17 protein-coding genes are annotated in these 20,723 nt (G+C 35.8%); 10 read left to right on the top strand and 7 right to left on the bottom strand.

What is annotated here, in order from left to right:
* Positions 1-10: 10 nt before the first annotated feature.
* On the bottom strand, positions 11-691 hold the full coding sequence (locus CVD27_RS20290; RefSeq protein WP_101649905.1) for a hypothetical protein: 681 nt from the start codon (positions 689-691) through the stop codon (positions 11-13).
* 43 nt (positions 692-734) lie between these two features.
* On the opposite strand from CVD27_RS20290, the gene CVD27_RS20285 reads away from it, so the two are divergent.
* Complete coding sequence (locus CVD27_RS20285) at positions 735-1,112, top strand: hypothetical protein (protein WP_101649903.1); 378 nt, start codon at positions 735-737, stop codon at positions 1,110-1,112.
* 2 nt (positions 1,113-1,114) lie between these two features.
* Here CVD27_RS20285 and CVD27_RS20280 read toward each other — a convergent pair whose 3' ends face one another.
* Positions 1,115-2,416, bottom strand: coding sequence for a hypothetical protein (locus CVD27_RS20280; protein ID WP_101649900.1), 1,302 nt, complete (start codon positions 2,414-2,416; stop codon positions 1,115-1,117).
* A gap of 79 nt (positions 2,417-2,495) precedes the next feature.
* Here CVD27_RS20280 and CVD27_RS20275 point away from each other — a divergent pair, with 79 nt between their 5' ends.
* The 4 genes from CVD27_RS20275 (at position 2,496) to CVD27_RS20260 (ending at position 6,302) form a co-directional block, all read left to right on the top strand.
* Positions 2,496-2,795, top strand: coding sequence for a RyR domain-containing protein (locus CVD27_RS20275; protein ID WP_101649898.1), 300 nt, complete (start codon positions 2,496-2,498; stop codon positions 2,793-2,795).
* A 62-nt stretch (positions 2,796-2,857) separates the two neighbouring features.
* Positions 2,858-3,742, top strand: coding sequence for a hypothetical protein (locus CVD27_RS20270; protein WP_101649896.1), 885 nt, complete (start codon positions 2,858-2,860; stop codon positions 3,740-3,742).
* A 284-nt stretch (positions 3,743-4,026) separates the two neighbouring features.
* Positions 4,027-5,040, top strand: coding sequence for a lysophospholipid acyltransferase family protein (locus CVD27_RS20265; RefSeq protein ID WP_101649894.1), 1,014 nt, complete (start codon positions 4,027-4,029; stop codon positions 5,038-5,040).
* 278 nt (positions 5,041-5,318) lie between these two features.
* A complete protein-coding gene (locus tag CVD27_RS20260) occupies positions 5,319-6,302 on the top strand; it encodes a hypothetical protein (protein ID WP_180960382.1) in 984 nt (327 codons plus the stop codon).
* Positions 6,303-6,467: 165 nt separating this feature from the next.
* Here the strand turns inward: CVD27_RS20260 and CVD27_RS20255 are convergent, their stop codons facing one another.
* The 5 genes from CVD27_RS20255 to CVD27_RS20240 form a co-directional block, all read right to left on the bottom strand.
* A complete protein-coding gene (locus tag CVD27_RS20255; RefSeq protein ID WP_101649892.1) occupies positions 6,468-8,081 on the bottom strand; it encodes a hypothetical protein in 1,614 nt (537 codons plus the stop codon).
* 255 nt (positions 8,082-8,336) lie between these two features.
* On the bottom strand, positions 8,337-8,498 hold the full coding sequence (locus CVD27_RS28315; RefSeq protein WP_180960381.1) for a hypothetical protein: 162 nt from the start codon (positions 8,496-8,498) through the stop codon (positions 8,337-8,339).
* Positions 8,499-9,037: 539 nt separating this feature from the next.
* A complete protein-coding gene (locus CVD27_RS20250; protein ID WP_142384118.1) occupies positions 9,038-11,455 on the bottom strand; it encodes a UvrD-helicase domain-containing protein in 2,418 nt (805 codons plus the stop codon).
* A gap of 1 nt (position 11,456) precedes the next feature.
* Positions 11,457-12,029 (bottom strand): YecA family protein, encoded by a 573-nt coding sequence (locus CVD27_RS28310; protein WP_180960380.1) that lies wholly within the window; start codon positions 12,027-12,029, stop codon positions 11,457-11,459.
* A gap of 144 nt (positions 12,030-12,173) precedes the next feature.
* A complete protein-coding gene (locus tag CVD27_RS20240) occupies positions 12,174-12,455 on the bottom strand; it encodes a hypothetical protein (protein WP_101649889.1) in 282 nt (93 codons plus the stop codon).
* A 180-nt stretch (positions 12,456-12,635) separates the two neighbouring features.
* Here CVD27_RS20240 and CVD27_RS20235 point away from each other — a divergent pair, with 180 nt between their 5' ends.
* The 5 genes from CVD27_RS20235 (at position 12,636) to CVD27_RS20215 (ending at position 20,013) form a co-directional block, all read left to right on the top strand.
* Positions 12,636-14,588: a cold shock domain-containing protein gene (locus CVD27_RS20235; RefSeq protein WP_101649887.1), complete on the top strand. Its 1,953-nt coding sequence runs from the start codon at positions 12,636-12,638 to the stop codon at positions 14,586-14,588.
* A 771-nt stretch (positions 14,589-15,359) separates the two neighbouring features.
* Positions 15,360-15,581 (top strand): helix-turn-helix domain-containing protein, encoded by a 222-nt coding sequence (locus CVD27_RS20230; protein ID WP_101649885.1) that lies wholly within the window; start codon positions 15,360-15,362, stop codon positions 15,579-15,581.
* A 403-nt stretch (positions 15,582-15,984) separates the two neighbouring features.
* Positions 15,985-16,503 (top strand): competence protein ComK, encoded by a 519-nt coding sequence (locus CVD27_RS20225; protein ID WP_101649883.1) that lies wholly within the window; start codon positions 15,985-15,987, stop codon positions 16,501-16,503.
* Between the two features lie 889 nt (positions 16,504-17,392).
* Positions 17,393-18,739, top strand: a complete 1,347-nt coding sequence (locus CVD27_RS20220; RefSeq protein ID WP_142384117.1) for a hypothetical protein — start codon at positions 17,393-17,395, stop codon at positions 18,737-18,739.
* A 95-nt stretch (positions 18,740-18,834) separates the two neighbouring features.
* Positions 18,835-20,013, top strand: coding sequence for an acyltransferase family protein (locus CVD27_RS20215; RefSeq protein ID WP_101649878.1), 1,179 nt, complete (start codon positions 18,835-18,837; stop codon positions 20,011-20,013).
* Positions 20,014-20,723: the final 710 nt, after the last annotated feature.

The raw sequence follows: 20,723 nt of genomic DNA, 5'->3' as shown, positions 1-20,723 counted from the left end.
GACCCTGAACCTAATTTTCCTCCGGACCCGTACTTGTATACAGAGGATCCTGATAGAGGAAGTAACCAGGCTGGTCCATTGCTTCAATCGAAATAATTCGTTTTGAATGAGGCAGCATCGTGAGGATGATTGGTTTACCTACCTCATTGGTCAGTTGACTTTTATATTGCTTTTGAGTGTCTTCATAGAAGAAATCAGCCGTCCGATAGGTGGCAGAGCCGTCTACTGTTAATTTCAGGACGAACCGATAGGGATTTCCTTCAACGTCTGCCGGGATTTGTCCATACTTGCTGAGGTCCCAGTCGCTATTATAGGTATCCTTGTAGGCAGTCACTCTTGTTAGTATTACCTGTTTTTCGATGGGAGCTTGATCGATAGCCGGAGTTGCGTAATTATAGCCAATCATCGTTCCATCCACGAAAAAACCAACGATCAAAACGGTAAGAATCCCGATCAAGGCCCATTGATTCCACTTTGCCGGCGTTTTCTCATACTGGAACTTACTTAAGACTAAGCTAAGGGCAAAGCTGATAAGGATAGGAAAGAAAAATAGAATCATATGCGCTTTGAAGTATTGCTGGTAGTATTTTGCGGAATCATCAAAAAAGTAGATGGCCGCTATTATCAGAGGATAAAGGAAAAACGTAAAAAGCAGCGACAAATGATAGATGGTTTTGTAATAGAATTTCATACCTAATCACACCTCTATAAGTTTGAACAGGAGTTCGATAATTATGATTGCAGTTCGGAATATCATTGAAAGTCTTTATTGGATCATCATGTTTTTTCTTATTATGAATATCACGATTTCCTTAACAACCAGGGATTTTGGCAATCTTATTGTCATCATTGTTGCTTCATTTTTCTTGGTTTGTTTATATCTGTTAAGGAAAAAGTTTCTCAACCGCACCGTCCGGTATCGCTATGTAGACAGCCCCTTCCGTAAGAAGGTGGATATTGGTTTGAAATGGGGAACGGCTGCCGCTATCGTCGTCAGCATGACCCTATTGCCAACCTTGATCTCCAAAGAAACAAAGGTTGCTTACATTCTTGGTTTTTTCCTACTTTTTTCAATTACCTTCTTTATCCGGCTGTTTCGGAAATGGAAGTAAGGCTATGGCTGCTGCTTGTTAAAATAGAAGTTTAGTTCAAATTCTGTTTCATCGGCACGATATTCTCTTTTGTTTACTAGGGAAGTTTTACCGGTGTTAAAATCAACCGCATAGGTTTCAAGGATGATCCCATCTGTTTCATCATGAAATCGGGCTGTCATAAATCGGTTACCGGCAAGTGCCCGAATCGCGCCATAATTAAAATCAAATAGATCTTTGCCATCTGGTGTGAACACCTGCATGACTCTGCCGTGATGGAGATAGAACAGCTTGGCCCTCCACTCTTCCTGAAGCTGTGAGGCAGCGATAATAAATGGGTCCATTCGGCGGATATTTTCACTCGCTTGCGAATACGACCAGTGCCCGATTTTGGTATCCTGGATATAAAGATCATCCGTGCCTGATTCTAATAATCCAAAACTAAATTCACCTTCGTGTATCTGCGTCTGTTCATCTGTACCGCTAATTTTCTCTGAATCAATTAGAATACTCATGGGATAATCCTTTCCCTCTGTATCAAACATGTCCCAGGAGAATAAAGCTTTCTTATTCTTCACAGAAGTTTTTACACCGGCTGTAATTTCCCCGTATCCATAGGTATCGCCGGAGCCTTCGGTTTTAGGGTAAAGTGTTTCTTCTAAGTATCCATGCTCGGAACGCTTTGAAAAGATTAAATCATCTATTTTGCTGTCTAATGGCTCACGGTTCTTGCCAGCAAGGCCGGCATAATATTGCAGAGCATAAAGTCGATACAAATCACGGCCATAGGAAAGGAGCGTCTCGTGAAAATCCTTTCGATTTTCCGGATAACGAACGTCTTTAAGGGCCTTAAGAAGCGCAAGCATGTCATTTTGTGGATTGTCAATTAGTTCCCTTTTTACATAGCTTGAGTATTGTTTTGACCGCACCCCTGCTTTCTTCCCCTTTTCGTACAAGTGCTGGTCAGCTAAATCGGCTTCAAATAAATAGGGATATACATATTTCCTGTATGCTGCATCATCACGAATGGTCAATGTCTTGCTATCCTTTTCTGCGGAGGCGATGGTGGCATCGATTTGTTTTAAGGCAAATTCGAGGCAATTTTTTTGATTTTGCTCACATTGTTTCTTTAATACTGCCCGTTCATTGGGAGAACCGGGGTTCAATTTTTTGAGTTTAACCGCTTGGAACTTTTTCGTGTTTTCCGTTTCCATTTCACTATTAGTTGTTTCAGCGGGCTTTTTATGAATCGTTTGATGCCCGCCGCATGCGGTTAATACGAGCATGAGAGGAATCACCGTTTTTAGGATAAATCTATTATTCACGTAAACACTCTCCAGGAAATTATTACTATATATGTATTATAAACTATAATTAAATAGGAAAGAAAGGACATTTCCCATCATGTATAAACCAAGACCAATAGATACAGCAAAGGCAGATTTGCCTAAGGAAATCCTTGAACTGAAGGAGGAACTGGCGGAACATATCCATGAAATATGGGCCTCCCAGCGTATGGAACAAGGCTGGCGATATGGGCCAAACCGTGACGATACGGCTAAAACCCATCCCAATCTGATACCATATGCCCAATTAGCGGAAATAGATAAGGATTATGACCGCAGTACAGCGATGGAAACATTGAAAGTGATTCTCTCACTCGGCTATACCATAGAAAAAAAGAATACGAGGAGTGATGAATGAAATGATACCCTCCCATCATTTGGTGATGGGCATAAGACAAAAATAGCAAAAGGGGATTAATAATGAAGAAGATTTGGGCAATTGTGGCCACTATAATTGTGCTAGCAGTAGGAGGATTTTTTCTTTTTAAACAAAAGCCTGAAGTGACCTTGCAATCAAAGGAGGAAACGACAGAAAAGAAAGATCTCACTAGTAAGGAAAAATCTGTTTCTGAGAATAGCGTACAAAGGGCTCCCGGAAAGATGTGGGAGGGAAAATGGACCCGGGTTTCAAGCCGTGATACGGGGATATTGACCATTTCGAATGAACAGGAAGGATCGTTTGATTTTAACCTGAATGTGACAAGCGGGGCCAATGTCGGGTATTTGGAAGGGACGGCAAGCCGTTCGGCAGATGTTGGCGGCTATAATGGCGAGAATAAATGCCAGTTAAGTTTTACAGTGGAAAAAGAGTCAATTTTTATTGCACAATCCCCTGAATGCAGTGTGGCCGGAGGGATAGGTACGACATTTGATGGTGAATACCAGCTTTCAGAAGCAAAAACGGCGGCCGAGAGGAAGGAACAGACGTCCACATCCTCGACGTTAGCAAAGTTAAAGATTGTCAATGCCCTTCATGATAAGGTGATTCAGAAGCTGCTAGGAGATGATTACCATCTACTGGTAGAAAGCATGCAGATACTCCGGACCGAGAGGGATCAGGATCATCTTGGAACGAACGCAACATTTGGCGCGGTACGTGGCTTGTTCACCATTATGGAGGGGGCTGTCATGGTGGATCCAAAAGGATATGTTTATGTCGCTTTTATTTCTGACAGCCAAATGGTGAAGTTCTATACTACAAATCCTGCTTTTAAAAATAAATTGCCTAATACATTTAATCTATGGAGAGAGAAATTTTCAGAGTACCCGGTTGAGTTTCATTATCATTCTGGTCGAGGATTATGATAAGTTATGGAAAAAACAAGCCATGTATAGAATCAGAAACCACAGGGACGGTTCTCACGGCCCTCTTTTTTTGCTTAATCCCAGTTTATAAGCCACAGGCACAGTTAATCTGAAAACCGCAGCCACTAGAACCGTCCCCATAATAAACTGCTTTTTACTTTCCCTAAAAACAAAACAATTGATAATGAATATTTAGACATGTTAAAATTTACCCATAATTCCAAATAATTGATATAAAAGAGGGCTACGATAGTCCTAAAGGTTGAAGGATTGGAGGATTAAAGGTGAATACAAGAATCATTGAAGCAACATATGAAAACATGTCTTCAATCATTGACTTTTGGAGCGGAGTTCATGGGGTAAGTGACTGGATTGTTGAAGATATTTATATAGGATTAGCCGAAAAATTTATTAGAAATATTGTTTTAACTGATGTCAAGAATTTTGAGACATTAAAAGGGAAGCCGGTATTATATCTTGCGAATCATCAAACTGCAGTTGAGTCATTACTCTTTATCTATATGGTAGGTGGATTATCTCAAACACTCGTTACTGCCATTGCTAAACAAGAGCATACAGAAACATGGCTTGGAAAGTTACACAGTCACTCACATGAACACCCGAATGGTACTCCTCATAATGCGTTAATGTATTTTGATAGAAGCAAACCAGTTTCTTTTATTGAGATTCTAAGGAAAATAGAATTAGAGATGAAAAATAATCATACTTCTATTTTGATTCATACCGAAGGAACTCGTGCGTTAACTTGCAGACAAGAGACAACAAAGGTTAACAGAAGAATGGTACAATTGGCTATTCAAGCGAACATACCGATCGTTCCAATCCGTTTTATAGGAGGGCTGCCCATTGAAGAGTCAGATGAAAGGACCGAATTCCCCATCCATTTTGGCACTCAAGATTTCTATGTTGGGAGTCCTATTTTCCCGGAAGAGATCAAGGATTTAGAATTCTCTCAACAGAAGGAAATGATTTTACAAGCGATAAACCATTTGGGGATGCTAGCAAATTGTGAGAAACCCAATAAACCTGATCTCGATTTTTCAAGAAAAGTAGAAGTTTGTATGAACCAATTTGGAGTGCCCGTAGAGTTTGCGACGATCCTTAAAGTATGGGAAATGAAATCTCATCCCAGTCCAGAACTTTTAGATTTTTTGGAACGCCTTAAGAAGAGCGAATTAACGTTTGGCCAAAGCCCGATGGAAAAATGGCTGTCCGGTTTAGCAGATTGCCTTCAAATGAATCATGACATACATAGAACAAAACAGGAAGGTTTATAAAAAAATTGAAGATGAACACGATTCTTAAAAAACTAAATTTAAGAAGTATTCCTCAACGTAGTGTGGTTTATTTCTTTGTATCATTCTTAGGTACAGGAATACAAAATGTCGTTCCCCAATACTTTTTCGCACAAACTTTTCCGGAAACAAAAGCCATTTGGTTGTCTATTTGTTTAATCCTAGGGTCCTTAGGCAGTATTACCATCATATGGTGGGTCAATCTTTCAAACTTCTATATAAGTAGATGTAATAGGGGTTCTGTTAAATTAATCCTTACAATGACAATCTCACTCATTCTGATTGTATCCATCTTCTTATTTAAAGTTTCCAATGTATGGATTTTTGTTTTGTTTTTTATCATTACTAGAACGGTAACGCAATTTTTGGTTAACGTCATGGATCAGTATTTTGTAAGTGTGACACCAAACCATATGGTAAGTTTTCACTCCAAGATAACAAGCTTGTTTCAATTGCTTGGAATTATGATTGCTCCTGTGTATTTTGCATTCATACTTCCTAGTTTTGCGATAAATAGTACCGTGCTGGCATTACTCTCTGCTTATACCTTGCTAATTATTCTAGTAAATACTCAATCGCCAACAAATGTAGCACAAGAAAGATTTGGCACTCTATTAAAAGGAGAAAAATTAACATTCCAAGATATTCTTTTTTTAATCTATGTCATCTCTTTAGCTTCTGCTTCTCTACTATTTTCAAGTAACACGGTTTTCCTATTGGCAGATTATTACCAGATGAAGAGTTCTGTATTAAAGAGTGGAGTCCTGCTCACTACAATGAATGTCTTTGCTATTGTAGCAGTGATGAGAACAAAATCAAAATTAAAATCTACTAATGGAGAACTATTGGCGCCTTCAAAAATGATTCACTTAAAAATTTCGATTGGCTTGTTTATTGCTATGATCAGTTTGTTCTTAACAACTGCAATCACATTTTGGATTCTATTATTCTTAGGAGCATTGATTGGCTACATATACGGACTATTTTATTTATTTGCTAGACAATATGCTTCTTATTATTCAGTAAAAGAAAATAAGCCCTTGCTTATTTCCCTTTATAATAACAACTCAAGTTATGCGGTAATTATTTCTTCTATTGCTCTTTTCGCTACAGCCATTACCACACATATACTTGGTGTAGATATAACCAAGTATATAATAGGTTGTATCGGCTTGTTTCTTATTATTTCAATTGTAGCCTCCACTTGTTTCATTATTAGCCCTTTGAGGAAAGTAATTTCTTAGGCTTCACTGGGAGGATTCTCATGGCTTTTTGTTTCTCCGTGGAGAATCAGTATTTGTTTAGCTCCTGAATCGGAGTTTGATTGATGGCTGGATTCTTTTTAGGATCCAGCCTCCAAATCATTAACCTTTTTTCTATATTATTTGATAGATTATAAGAAATTTTAATTATAGGGATCCCCCATTTTTTACCCTTTTACTAATAAACTGTAAATACTCCTTTATCGGATAGGACATGATTTTTTCAGGCTGTTGATATTTGATTCCTTGCTCTTTTATTTTCTCCAGCAACTGTGGTATTGAAATTTTATTGTGATTTACAAGCTCATACGAATGCAGCACAATTTCTTTCCACTTTCTTTGATCGCCCAAAAAGTAAGCTTCCCCATTTACATAATGATTTAAAATCTCATCCACCTTCCAATTGGGAAGTTTGGATGCTAGGTTGTTCTTTCCATTCATGGATTGATTGTTTTCAAAAGCTGCTTGTGAGTTCTCTAATAGATTTACTGGACTTCTGTGCTCACTTGCCACTTGCCCGACTTCGCCTTCTATTCCATAATATTTCACCAAGTTCTGTACCACTTGTTTGTATAAATAAGATTCCTCAGATAATTTACTTCTTTGTAAGAATTCCATATCTCTTTTCATATCAACATCCATTTGCTGCTGGGTACGCCCAATAAAAGGTACAGGCGGGGTGCTGTCATAACTTGAATTTTGAGCTGTTCTTTTCTTTCTCTCTTCTTCAAGCGTTCTAGCTAATTCTCTTTGCTTACGCGCCTCTTCTTCTTGTTTAGCTCTTTCTAATTCTTGTTGCTTTCGAAGATGTTCTTGTTGTTGATGGATTAGTTCAAGTTGCCTTTTTAATTCCTGACGGTACTCCTCTTCAGTATCATTCGTATAAGTAAAATCGGATTGGTCATGATTAATAGTTAAGGCTTTGTCTAACGGTACGTTGATTGGATGGTATACGGTCCTCGTCTTCCTGGGGTTATCACTCTGTTGTAAAAATCGGATGATATTAATTTCACGTTCATAAGGAGCAAAGTAAGCCATACTTTTTACTTGAAGATTGAAGGGGCGTTGAATAAATAGAGTATCTTTCAGTTTTGTATCCAACCTTCTTATAAAATCTGTCCATAAATAATCTTGCTGGGTTTGACCCACACACAATAATTCTCCATCTACTAAAGAAACATGGTTAATATCTGGCTCATAAGCTAACCAATAACTATCAAATAGAAAAATAGGGGTGAAATGATGCTGGATGTATGTATTCCTTCGCTTATGGAGGCTATTTGCATACTTTTGATCAGTTTTTAACCCAGTTAAATAATCAACTGCCCACTTTTGACCACTGGGGAATTCTAAAATAAAATCAGGAACATAAGATAAGGTGCTCTTAAACCGATATCCATCAGTTAATCTTATCTTATTGACTTTACATGTTCCTTCTAGGTAGGTTCTTAAAATGGCTTTACCTGCTCGGTGTTTGGGCATATCTTCTAAACTTTTTTGGCTCTTGTATGTTTTGTGATTTTCGCTATAAGAGCATGTTTCCTTATCATAGTGCCTAAAGAAAAAAACCTTATCGTCTGGTAAAACCATATCCACTCTTTCATCACAACAAACACAGCGAAAGTCACCTTTTTTTGAGGCAACTCTATAACGCTTATTAAGCTGTTCAATTACTTCATATCGTTTGTAGCCCTGTTCTTCTAATTCTAAGCCCACCCTTTCAATGTCGATCTCGTAATCATTTAATAATGCAACATTCATTTTCTTTCCCCCGATTTTGAAGTAACACCTTTAAATACAATAACAATTAGAAACCAGCTAAAATTAAAAATCAGATAAACAGGGTAAACAAAGAAGGATTGCCACAATTCATAAGACAATCCTCCTAAAATTATTTTCGTTATGTAGTTTGAGTTGGATGTCTATAAAACTATCACATTAACTTTTGACATTACATTTCACCCGCATTGATAGCAGTTCTATTTTGTGGGAGAACAAATTTTCAAGCCTATGATTTCAATTTTTATTTTGATTTCTTTCAGCTTCTTTTCGGATCGTGCCAATTTTTTTATCACTTCTTGTATCCCTTCCATCCGCATTTCTAATGGTTCCAGGCGGAAGTCCATATTTTTTTTCGAATGTTCCTACCGTACAGTCACTTCTTGTTTTTCGTGCCACTTAAAAGATCACTCCTAAAAATGAAATTGATTTCGATGAGAGAGAATCCTAATACCCCAATCCATAAGTTACCTATATGATTTCCTTCAGAAATTGATTTTTTCTTTTGAACTTCTCTTTAATCTAATTGATAGATTACATGATTATAAAGTCCCTTTCTCATTTTCTGTATTATACGTAAATATTACTATATAATAGCATAATGGTAAAATAATAGAAATTTTGAGGAAGGCTAATAAATGTGAGCGATTTGTGATTTTGAGTGGGGTCTGACCCCTGAATTTCGATCTTTGCTATGAATTCCATGAGCTAAAGAAAATAAGATTAATACTTTTGGACATCATTATGGTTTTAAAGTTACCACCGGTGTTAATAATCAGATTCAAGTAGAACACGTATGATAGGTGTATTATGCAAGGTGCCCAAATTGAAGTTGTTCGAAATGCCATTAGAGTATGAGGTATTTTATAGGCTCATGAAAAAAGGATTCGGCGAATAATCCAAAAAGTCGCCAAATCCTTTTTCATTACATGAATTTCCTACCCAAAAATATCATTCAGAAAATCTTCTGCAGTTTCTTTCTTCTTTCCATTTGCATTTACAATGACAACATCTACATCAAAGCCTTCTAAAGCTTCCAGGACCGTAGGTTGCTTTTCTATTTCAAAGTCCATATACTGCTTCAATTTCTGCCTTGACTCGGCTAGATGGGTAAGTTGATAATCGATTTTGCCGTTCTTTACAAAGAATCTAATATCGTTTAGCTGGCTCTTACCAAACTTTTCCGATAGCAGAATGGGCTCATTCTCATGATAAAATACACCCGCTACACAAAAGGTAAATTTCGCAGCATAAGGATAATCAATACGACGGTACAAATCTTGACTGATTTGCTGAATTTGCCTACCAGGTTCGATGAAGAATGGATTAAATGTCATAACACCATTAGTTTGAGAAATTAAATACGTTGTTCGACCAATCATTTGTATATGATGATCCTTTAATAGTTGAAAAGCATCCTCAATTTGTTTTGGACTCTTTATATCAAAATCAAAATAAATAAACGAAAGATACGTTCCCAGATGCTGATAATTTCTTGAACGTAATAACAATGCCTGACAACGGGTCTGTCCTTCCTGATCCTGTGCTTTTTTATAAGCATCTAAGGCTTGTTCAAACTTTCCTAATAGCTCGAGTTTTCTAGCTTCCTGCAGCCATTCAACAGAAGACGTGCTGCCATATTCCATTTCTACTAATTGTTTATAATCATACTCCTCGAAATAATCATCCCTAATATTTTTGGGTGACTGTCCCTCCAGAAAATAAATATGTTGCGACGTACGGGAAGCAGTGACATACATCAGATGGAAATAAGTTTTATAGATTTGGTTTTGAAATCGATTAACATGAGAGAAATTCTGCAAAATATCTTGGCAGTATATATTTTTATATTGCAATCCCTGAACCTCTGAAACAACAAACACACGGTGGAAGCCTTTCATTTGAAACGTTTTTTTCGCTTCAGGCGTAGCAACAATGATGATACTGTTGGCATCTTTGTCCAGCTTTTGCAGCAATACATCTGTAAATTCCTTCTGAACGACCAATTTTGGGGTGGAAGTAGATCGTATCGCGATCTCATCCATCCGATTGGTTGTTGGATAATGGGTTACCTCTTGCTCTTTAATATAATTTAATAGCTGGACCACTTGATGTCCTGAACGGAAGTTTTTACTTAGAATATATTTTTGATACGGAATATCTCGCCTTGATAATGCTTCATATACTTGCTCTGGTTGAAAGGCGTAATTGTCAATAGCCTGGTATGGGTCACCTAGTAATAAATGATTTGCTGGCGATTTTGAAACATGCAGAAAACTTTCAAATTGTTTGCGTGTCAGCTCCTGTATTTCATCGAACACAACACTTTCAAGCTCTTGTCTATCTCCCTGCAGGATCAAAAAGGCCAAATCATTTAAATCGAAATATTGATTTCTATCAAGCCATTTCTGATAAAGACTGGCAACAAAATAAATATTTCTTTTGTCCTGAATGGAAAAATCAGAAGGATATCTTTGATACTGCTCCTGTGTCATTATTCTTTGCAGTGTCTGGCCCTTAATAACCGTATTTATTTCTATGTACAACTCATCAGGTGTGAATTTGCTTTGTAAATTATTTTCTTTGCACCAAAGAACAAAATCCTCTTTCGTAACCAAAGTTAACGATTGCTTTAACAGGTATTCATACAACTGGTGCATAGAAAAAAATTGTATGGATTGTTCGCTAGCAGCTCTTTTTAAAAATTGCGTTTTAACTTCATTCATTAAATAAGGAGAATGACTCACGTATAACGTAGGAATTTTGAGTTCCTGATGCAGCAATAATCGACGAATACCAATATTGGTTTTTCCACTCCCGGCACAGCCAAATACAATGGTCAATTTAGATGGAGTATTCAATGCTTCATATTGCTCACGTGTTAAAATGTGCTCAGAATCAAAAAGCTCATCGTCCTCAAGCAGTAACGTAACATACTCATCTTCCATTACGTCCTGTTGAGAAATAATGCTTAACTTGCCCATTAGCTCTTGTAATGCATAACGATCGATTTTCTCATCTATTGGCTCTTCGTCATATGCGGTTTCATCTATGACAAACTCAATAAATTCTTCCTTGTTCATACGCTTGGCCGCTTGAATTTGCTTATCATGTGTCTCAAAGCTTAAAAACGTGATGGAACCATCCTCTTGAAACGAAAATAAAATACGGTCCCCCGAGTTGACCCGGAATTTATAAATATTCGTCCCTGCTATTTTCCGAATCCAAAATCCTTTAGGGATTTCATGAAAAACATTCGTCTTTGTAATCATCTTAGAGAATGTCTCTAGTTTATCGTGAACAATCTCTTGCTTTTCTATTGGTACATGCTTAAAGAAATCTTTAGCGATCTTCATACTATTCATTTGCTAATACCGATTCCACATACTTTCTTGCAGCTGCAGCACACTTAGCATCATATTCATCTATTTCCCTTTTGGTCGGTTTTTTATAGGTCAATCTCTTAAATGGATCAATAGATTGAAGATAATTGTTGATGATATGCTTTTCTGCCTCAGGTGCTTGTTCATCCAGTAATGCATGCCCTAAATGACGCATCACGTCACCAATTCCGCCATACCCCAGTTCCAATGCCGTTTTAAATGACTTGACCGCTTGCTTATATTCACCAAGAATATACAGCACTTTTCCTAGATTATAATACGCCTGAAAATGTTTTGGATTAACCTTAATCGCTTTGATATATTGTTCCTTTGCTTTCCCATAAGAACCAATTCTTTTATAGTGAATTCCCAGATCTAAAATGGACACATAATCATTTTGTTGTTGAGAAGAATCAAATGGGCTTACAAAAACACGTTCTCCTGGTTGAAATGGTGTAACATAAGGCGTCGGATTTGATACCTTATTTAAGCAACATTTTTTATATTTTTTCCCTGAACCACAGGGACATGGTTGATTTCTGGACATAGTATTACACCTCAATTTTCATTTTGATTTTCTGCATTACTTAAAGACTTCTTCTTTTCTCTCATAATCTATGCTAATCGCAGTTTAGTAGAAATATTCAAAAAAATTATATTAAAACAACTATATTGTGATACTTGTTGAATCTCATCTAAGCCGGTTATTATTGACACCTAATAACCATGCAAAAAGTCCTATAGCAATAGTGATAACAAATAAGCCCATTTCGAAAAAATTATAAACCGTAAAATGGCTTGTAAAAAATAAAATCATAATAATCATAGTATTGACAACAAATAAGAAACCCAGCGAATTGATTAACAAACGGTCGCTTTTTTGTACCTTCTCATATGCTTCTTCTGATATTTCACTTGCATCCTCATAAAAGAGTCCAATCAATATATTTTTAATTTTATCTTTAATCCTCATATCATCCTCCGTTGAATAAGCATTTATATGCAAAATATCCTAACTTCTATTTCATATTACTTCCATTCTAGTATATTTTCCCTATTTAGCAATGACAATTTGATAGCTTTTTAGAATAATTATGCCATAATAAAATTACTTGGAAAATTACGTAAAATGGATTGGTTGGAGGAGTAAGGGATGCGCGATCTTGGAGTTATTAAATGGTTTAGAACAGAAATTGATTATGGTTTCATCATGCGTTTCGATGGAGACGATTTGTTTGTTCATAGGAAAAACGTTCTATGTTCTCCTTCTTTATTAAATACTGGTGAACTCGTATTATTTGATATTCATCACAATAAAGGAAAAGACTCCGCCAGTAATGTCACGTTACTCAAACTAGAAAATGATGTATCAGTAGTAAAGAAATGGGCAGACTCCCCCGAGTCCCATATTTGGAAAAGGGCATTCCCCCATTACCTTGAAAAATTGCCGCGTCGAGAGGCGGTTGACTATATTCTTAACAAACTGCAGCTAGCATCAAGTTCAAATGAATATGATTTTTTAATAGATCTCCTAACAGATGAAGAATTTCTTTTACATTTTGATATGGTAAAAAGTCTTGCAAGTTCAAGTACATTGACTAAACGTTACGCATCCCTTCTTTCTCGTAACGGGGAAGCTCCCCTTCCTGAGGAATATCACCTAACGATTATGAATGAATTGCGGAAAAATCCATATCTTTTTAATCCTTGGCATGTTCTCCCTCTCTCGTTGTATAAAGAAAGAGCAGACTTGCGCGCGGCCATTGCCGATTTATACAAAGGATCTATACTGATTGAATTGCTGAAAACATACGATGCCAGAAATCTACAATGGATAAACGAGCTGGTAGAATCTATAAAACATCCACTCGGAGTTATAAACTGGGATACCGTGCCCGAAGAAGTCCTTCTCGATGAAAGGATCAATGCTCTTGCACCGGCGGAAAAGAAAATCGTAAAGCTATTCCACTCCAGTTTTTCACAAGAGAATGTACAAACAGCTGCCAAATGGCTTTACTCCCTGAAGTACTATTCCGACAAACAACAGTTTGTGAGAAAACTTCCAGAATCATACAGAAAATGCAAGCCATTTTTATCGTATTTAGATGCGAAAGAACAAGTGGACGTCCTTTGGGACGATTTTCGTCTCTCACCGATAACAACCTGGCCGCTGTTTTCAAATAAGGCGAAAACAATGGCCATTGCTCGATTATTAAAAGAAAATGCTATACCGAAACAATTAAACGAACTCGGAAAACTGGAAAACGAACCCCAAATCAAGGCCCTGCTGCTGCTAGTTTGGGCAAAAGAACAACCGGAAGAAAAGAAACTTAAAGCATTCACAACTGCTCATCGCTTAATACAGGATGACCTTCTCCGGCAAGCAGTAAGTTCTTCAAAAAAGCTAAATATTTGGTGTGCACTTCCGGGCTGTTCCTACACCATGTATTCGAGGGTTCCGTATTGTGAAGGAAGACAGCGGCAATCGAAGGATGAGGATGGAAACACCTACCATTACACCTTTTGTCCAAGAGTAGGATCCTGCGAATACGATATGACGGAGAGTGAATACGTGGGTGCACATACAATGGCAGTGGTCAATCTTGCCTGGTCACAATGGACATTACTAGAAATACTGGATGCATGTGAGGTTACACCAAATCTTAAAGAGCTAGAGAATCCACAACAGTATGTGAATCGACTTTCCGGTTGGGTAAATCGCCTGGAAGAAATACGGGAGCGCTTAAAATGTTCGAAATGTTCTCAGATGATGGTCAATAACTTTCGATATTCAAGAGACATAGCGAGGTACAGTTCTACGATCGTTTCCTGTATGAAAGGTCATCCGCATGATCAAGAAGTTTACTTGAACCATTGCTGGTGCTGCCAAAAAATCATCGACAGCCGGGAAAGCAAGGCAAGGGTGGAAGGATTATATCTTTGTTATCATTGCGGTGCGGGACCTTGGAATAGTAAAAAATATAAAGTCGGGGATATTTGCCCAAGAGAAGATAAGGATGAAAAACACCACCGCCCGATGATGTATGAAGGGAGCGGGCAATACCGCTGCTTGACATGTGATCATGTCATTCAAAAGAAACATTGAAACACGCTGAATCCGGGTATATAACCCGGATTTTTTATGGATCTCGGTGCTGAGTTAGAGTGGTTCACATGGATGAATGCTTTTTAATTCATCCCCCGGCTCAAGATTGGTTTTTGTTCCCTATTTAGAAGCACGAGAACCGTCCCCATGAATGTTTAAACTTTTTCAGTAAACTTACTGATGCTTACAAAGAAGCAAAAGTTACAGAAAGAGAAATTGCTAAAATTAATGCACAAAAGGAAGTACTTTTAATAGAAATCGGAAAGCGATATGAGCTCTACCACAAAGTTTTTGACCGTATTTTTGATGAAAGAAAGATTGCTATAGCAAAATCCTTTGAGATTATTGATCAAGGGTTAAAAGAGGGAGATAAAGACTTAATTAGTATTGGTATGCAAGGCCTCAGCAGTGTAGTGTCCTCCTCCCCATTCGCGAACATAGACCAACTTTCAAGAATGATTGAGGGAAATAGAATCATTGAAATTTAGACGTTTTAGAAAAAGCTCATCTACCTTTTTAAAGTAGATGAGCTTTTGAAGCCTTTATAAATAAATAAGGTGCCATTTCTAAAGATAACACCTCTCCGCATTCAAAACAGTGCTCTTTTGTTCGATCCCCTGAGTGAGGGTCTGACCCCTTAACATTATTCTACTAAAATTTACTTTTTTCTCCATAAACCAACTTAAATGAGACGCTTAAGCGTTCCACTTTCCATTTTTTTGTATGGTAATTTTTCTATAGAGTTAATAAAAAGTGGGTGAACAAAGCGTTATGGGGAAAAAGGTTGTTGTAAAGCTACATGAACTAATAGATAAACATAATATATCCATGCGCGAACTATCACGTAGGGCAGATGTTAGAACAGAAGCTCTCAATGAACTCGCTAACCAAAAGAGGAGAAATATTAACTTCGGTCATCTTGAGAGAATTGCGGAAACATTTGATACTAACGATATGAATGAAATCTTAACGTTAGTAGATACCGATGATTGAGTATTAAATTCCATTCATACCGATATACAGTTCAACAAAAAAGATTCATAGGAAAAATTAATGGTTTCTCACTCTATGATGCTCAAGGCCTACTACTCCTACGATCTCTTCCTTCCTTGACCCTTCATTTGTGTAATACTTCACAATTCAACTTCCGATGTTGCGAAACCCTTAAGAAAAAATAACAGCTTTCCTTGTATTTCATGATTTGCCGCAAAAAATGTAACCGTTTTATCGAAATAACTTATTTGATAGGCAAGTTATTTCTTTAAATATTTATAACATTTAAGAGGAAGTGAACAAGATGTGAGGTAAAAGAAAACAAAGCAAAAAGCTACATAAGCATAAAAAAGTTCTACCTAGTATATGATTACATAACTGAGTGTATGGGGAGTTGGAGTTTTTGTATTTAGAGAAGAAATATATTATTAATCCAAATTTTTTATATATGGTGGGTTACTATGACCGACACGCTAAACTTTGCACACTTGTAAAGGAACTACATCGAACATTCGTGGTAGATCGATCTCCTTTAGAAATACTAAATGATAGCATCAAATGTATTGGCTTTGATTTAAGAGGAGCAATGGAGACAGCCAAATGGATGCTGGGTAATAAGTATATGTGCCCTATCATGGTGAATCCAATAAATAAAATTTGTGTTTTCCCAGATAAATCCGTTAAAAATGCAGATACAATCTGGTTTAATCCTTGTCATATTGTAAGGACAAAGAGTGCTAATCAAAATGCACAGGTAGTTTTTACAAATGGACAAACTATCACGCTTCCACTGAAACTTTATACGTTTAACCAAAAACTCCAAACAGCAGAACAGTTTAGGAAAATGTTCATCGGAATGGACAATGACCCCTTTTCGTTCAAGGAAGACCCGAAAAAAGGGGCATGTTTGACCACTAGATAAAACTCAATACATATTTGATAAAAGAGTAAGGACAAACCATCTTTGATCCTTACTCTTTTATCATTCTTAGAATCATAATATCTTCTTGTTTAGGCACTGCTTCTCGATTATTTAATATCCTTTTTGCCTTTTTACTAATAAACTTTATATACTTTTTTCTACTTAAGTGGGGGTCTGACCCCTAAATTACGATAGAATCCAACACTAAGAACCATTATCTTACAAAGATCTTCATTCACGAGACCTACAGATATTTTTGATAATTTAAATTTGAGCCACTTTTATACGATTTGATCACATAAAAAATGATCCACTCAATTTCCAATTCTAGTAATTTCTCTTATGATAGAAAGTGACCAAACTTACTTCATTAGAGAGAACGAAAAGGGTGATTGACATGGCTCAATTTTATACTATCAAATTATTAAAAGAGGTTGGAGGTTTATCACTAAGGCAACTTCCAGAAAAACTTGGAAAGATCGCCTACTTCATCGAAATAAAATCCTGACATTTAGAGAGAGGAACAAGACAGTATTAGGATGAAATACAGAAAAGCATTATTTCAAATCAGAAGGCCGAATCATAGAATAGGGAGATACATACAATGAGTGTTTTAAAGCAGAAGAAGCTATTCATTTTTTATAATCCTACGGATTTAGAGCAGATGATTTTACTTTATTATATAACTCGAATGATATAACAGCAGGAATGGATATTGTTAGAATTTACAAATAAGAGTAATGTCTTAATTCTATTAAGTAATGTTGGAATGAAGTATTATAGGTAATATGAGGTGATTATTTTGAGTCGGAAGAAATTCATATTAAACTTTATACTTTGGATCCTAGCTTTCTTTTTTGGATATACAATCAAAAAGGAAGGTGAGAACATGAGTTTAACTAAAATAGATAACAGAATGGCAGTAGACAAAGATGGTAATAACATTTCAAAACTTTTGTCGGAAAATACGAAGAAACTACCTTGGGTGAGTGTTACTAATTTCGGAGCTAAATCAAACGAAGAACAAGCCAACTTTGATAGTACACAGGCCTTTCTTGATGCCATAACAGATGCAAGATCGAAAAATAGTGCTATTTTAATCCCAAACGGTACATTTAACATTAGCCAACAATTGAAATTTGAGGACGCGCCTGTCTATGGGCTAGGGGTAGATGTTTCAATCATTAAATTCACTGTTGGATTAGGTACTGGAGTTCCTTCTGTTATTGTAGGTAAAGCTGGAAAAGCATACAAAGGTGGTTTATTTCATTTATCGGTTAAAGGTGTTGGTACAAGACAATTAGGTGTCAAAACTGCAAATGGTGATGGTATTCGTATAGATGAACAAATAAAATTAGAATATGTCAAAGTAGAACAATTTGATGCAGGGATTATTTTCAATGCTCCAGGAGGACATATTTCTTTAGAACGTGTTTTATCTACAAATAACTATTTTGGTGTTTATCAAACTGATGATGGTGGAGATTATCACATCATTGATTCAGCTTTAAACGGTAACACAATGGCTGGGTTCGGGCTTTCAGGGGATTTAGGAATGAGTTCTGCATCATTCATTCGTACACATATTGGCTATCAACCTTATGGAATATATCAAGAGGTTGGGGCAACTACAAACTTTTTAAATGACATAACGTTTATTGATACACGATTTGAGTTAATAGGAAACGGGGCAATATTTACCGAAAATTTAACATCTAACTCAAATCATTTACGTTTTGAGTCAGTGGGTTTCAATTGGGAGCCGTCCTTCAAAATAGCAAGTAGAGATAAAGGTTATGCGGTAAAAATGGGGAAATCGGGCGGACAAAATGTTTATATTGCTGGAATGTCAGGGTTTAAACAAGGAGATTTAGGCAGTTGGTATATAGATAATAATTTTGGAATTTGGGAAATGAAATTGGGTACAAGTGAAAAAATTGTAGTGAATTCAGGATATAAAAATATGTTTAAATGTATTCCAGCTAACAATAAAAATCAGATGAATGATTTCATTCCAAGTGGCTCAACTTCACGAACATTTACCACATTTGGTTATGCTGGACCTACGGAGTCCGTCTTCCCAATTATTACCCCAACATCTAGTGGAGGTTTATCTAATTTTATTTTAACAGTAACAGGTGTGACCTCCGATCCAGTTGAACAAACAGTTACTTTTACTGTTAATGTACTTGGTGGAACCCCTACATCTTCATTGTTTTTTAACTGTAAAATTTAACTAGAAACAAAAAAAGTAAAACGTTTTCGGTTATAGATAAAAAAAGTAAAATATAATATACTGAATTTTGATATTTAGTTTATGAGGTGTAAAACTTGGATAAGCCTAAAATGATTTTTACTGGAAAAGTATCATACTATTTTGATCTATTTCGATGGCTGGCTGCTTTAATGGTGTTAATAGGTCATATTAAAGCTTTATTTTTTGTTGAACTATCTAAGGTTCATGAACCAAGCCTTATAATAAAAATCCTTTATTTTATTTTCAGTAGAGGTCATCAATCAGTCATTGTATTTTTTATTCTGAGCGGATTATTTATTTCTGCAGGAGTAATCAATTCTCTCAAAGGAAATACTTGGAATTGGAAGATCTATTTAATAAATAGATTAGTAAGATTATATACTGTTTTGATTCCTGCTTTAATATTAGGTATGATATTGGACAAAGTGGGTATGAGTTTATACTCAAATACTGGAATTTATCAAGGACACGCTTCAGATAAATTTATTTTAAATTATTCTATAGAAAATAATTCTAATTGGCTTATTTTAATAGGAAATTTGTTTTATCTACAGGGTATTTTAATCCCTGTGTATGGTTCAAATTCTCCTTTATGGAGTTTATCATATGAGTTTTGGTATTACATTATTTTTCCGATAATCGCTATGACATGGTATTCCAAATTATTTAGAAATAAAATAGTTATGGGGTTAATAACCTTATTGCTTTTTGCTTTTGTCGGGAAAGAAATAGGTTTATACTTTTTTATTTGGATACTAGGATTCATAGTTTTACTAATACCTCAGAATAAAATTAAGAGTATGAAAACAAAAATCGCTTTATTAGGAATTTCAGTGTTATTTTTTGTAATTTCGTTACCTCTTGATAGATTAATACACAAGGCAATTGCTGATTTCATGGTCGGAATTAGTTTTTCTTTTATAGTATATACAATTTTGTTAATATTCAATGGAAAACAAATTCAAAAGAAAAATGTGGATAAGTATGTTAAAAATATGGCTGGTTTTTCTTATACCCTATATTTAGTTCATTTTCCTATTTTAGTTTTTCTTCACGCTTTGAATTATTCCTTTGGTGAAAAAAAATGGCAACCTGATATAATTCACACAACATTTGGAGTTCTGATTATGATGTTTGTATTATGTTTTGCTTGGTTAATTTCCATTTTTACAGAAAGTAAAACTTTAAAAATAAAAAAAGCGATACTTTCTTCGTTTTTCAAACTTAAGAAAACCCACCAAAACGTAGCTTAAAACCAGTTATGTTATTAGTTAGATTAAAGGAGAGGTTGAATTGAATATTCTAAAAGAAGTAAAATAGCTTAATTGAGAAGATGAATCTTACAAAGTTTGCGAGGAATGTGCAAGGAAGTAGAACGGAAGATGCATTTTGGGATTGTAAAGTTTGTAAGGGGACAGAAATAGTGTGTAGAAAAGTTTAGAGTGAGGAAAAAAATGCACATAAATAACAAAGAAGAAAAGGTTATTGTATTTATGAGAAGAGAAATAAAGTAGAAGAAGAACAGTTTAATTTGGAGATGGCAAACAAAATTCAAGTATTTACTGACCTTGCTAATGATGTATTCTTTCTAAAGGCAGAGGCTTTGTATCATTAGAAAGCTTGTTAAACAAGCCATAGTTGGAGAAAACTCCGACTAGCCGGTGGCTTATCAGTCCTCATTTTATTTGGAAGAGTTGTGAAAACTGGCTAATTATGAGAGATATTAATGGAATCTCTACTTTTGCAGGAATAATGCTACTAATAGCTTTTTCAAGATTAATGGCAAATACTACAATACGCTGATAGAATTCAATTTTAATATTAATTATTTACACAATAATTTTATTCATAAAAAAAAACTTACAAATCTTCCTATCTTTGCATCTCTTCTATTCAGTCTTATTTATACTGTTATAGTTATGGTTTAATGATACCATTTATATTTTTTCTAAATAAACATTTC

It is taken from the genome of Neobacillus cucumis, assembly GCF_002860255.1.
Taxonomy (GTDB): Bacteria; Bacillota; Bacilli; order Bacillales; family Cytobacillaceae; genus Neobacillus; species Neobacillus cucumis_A.
Note: the sequence above shows the minus strand (reverse complement) of the source record. Positions and strands in the feature narration are given on the sequence as shown.

Coding starts and splice junctions, on each gene's coding strand:
- CVD27_RS20290 (WP_101649905.1), bottom strand. CDS start 691: ATGAAATTCTATTACAAAACCATCTATCATTTGTCGCTGCTTTTTACG.
- CVD27_RS20285 (WP_101649903.1), top strand. CDS start 735: ATGATTGCAGTTCGGAATATCATTGAAAGTCTTTATTGGATCATCATG.
- CVD27_RS20275 (WP_101649898.1), top strand. CDS start 2,496: ATGTATAAACCAAGACCAATAGATACAGCAAAGGCAGATTTGCCTAAG.
- CVD27_RS20270 (WP_101649896.1), top strand. CDS start 2,858: ATGAAGAAGATTTGGGCAATTGTGGCCACTATAATTGTGCTAGCAGTA.
- CVD27_RS20260 (WP_180960382.1), top strand. CDS start 5,319: ATGACAATCTCACTCATTCTGATTGTATCCATCTTCTTATTTAAAGTT.
- CVD27_RS20255 (WP_101649892.1), bottom strand. CDS start 8,081: ATGAATGTTGCATTATTAAATGATTACGAGATCGACATTGAAAGGGTG.
- CVD27_RS20250 (WP_142384118.1), bottom strand. CDS start 11,455: ATGAAGATCGCTAAAGATTTCTTTAAGCATGTACCAATAGAAAAGCAA.
- CVD27_RS28310 (WP_180960380.1), bottom strand. CDS start 12,029: ATGTCCAGAAATCAACCATGTCCCTGTGGTTCAGGGAAAAAATATAAA.
- CVD27_RS20240 (WP_101649889.1), bottom strand. CDS start 12,455: ATGAGGATTAAAGATAAAATTAAAAATATATTGATTGGACTCTTTTAT.
- CVD27_RS20235 (WP_101649887.1), top strand. CDS start 12,636: ATGCGCGATCTTGGAGTTATTAAATGGTTTAGAACAGAAATTGATTAT.
- CVD27_RS20230 (WP_101649885.1), top strand. CDS start 15,360: ATGGGGAAAAAGGTTGTTGTAAAGCTACATGAACTAATAGATAAACAT.
- CVD27_RS20220 (WP_142384117.1), top strand. CDS start 17,393: ATGAGTTTAACTAAAATAGATAACAGAATGGCAGTAGACAAAGATGGT.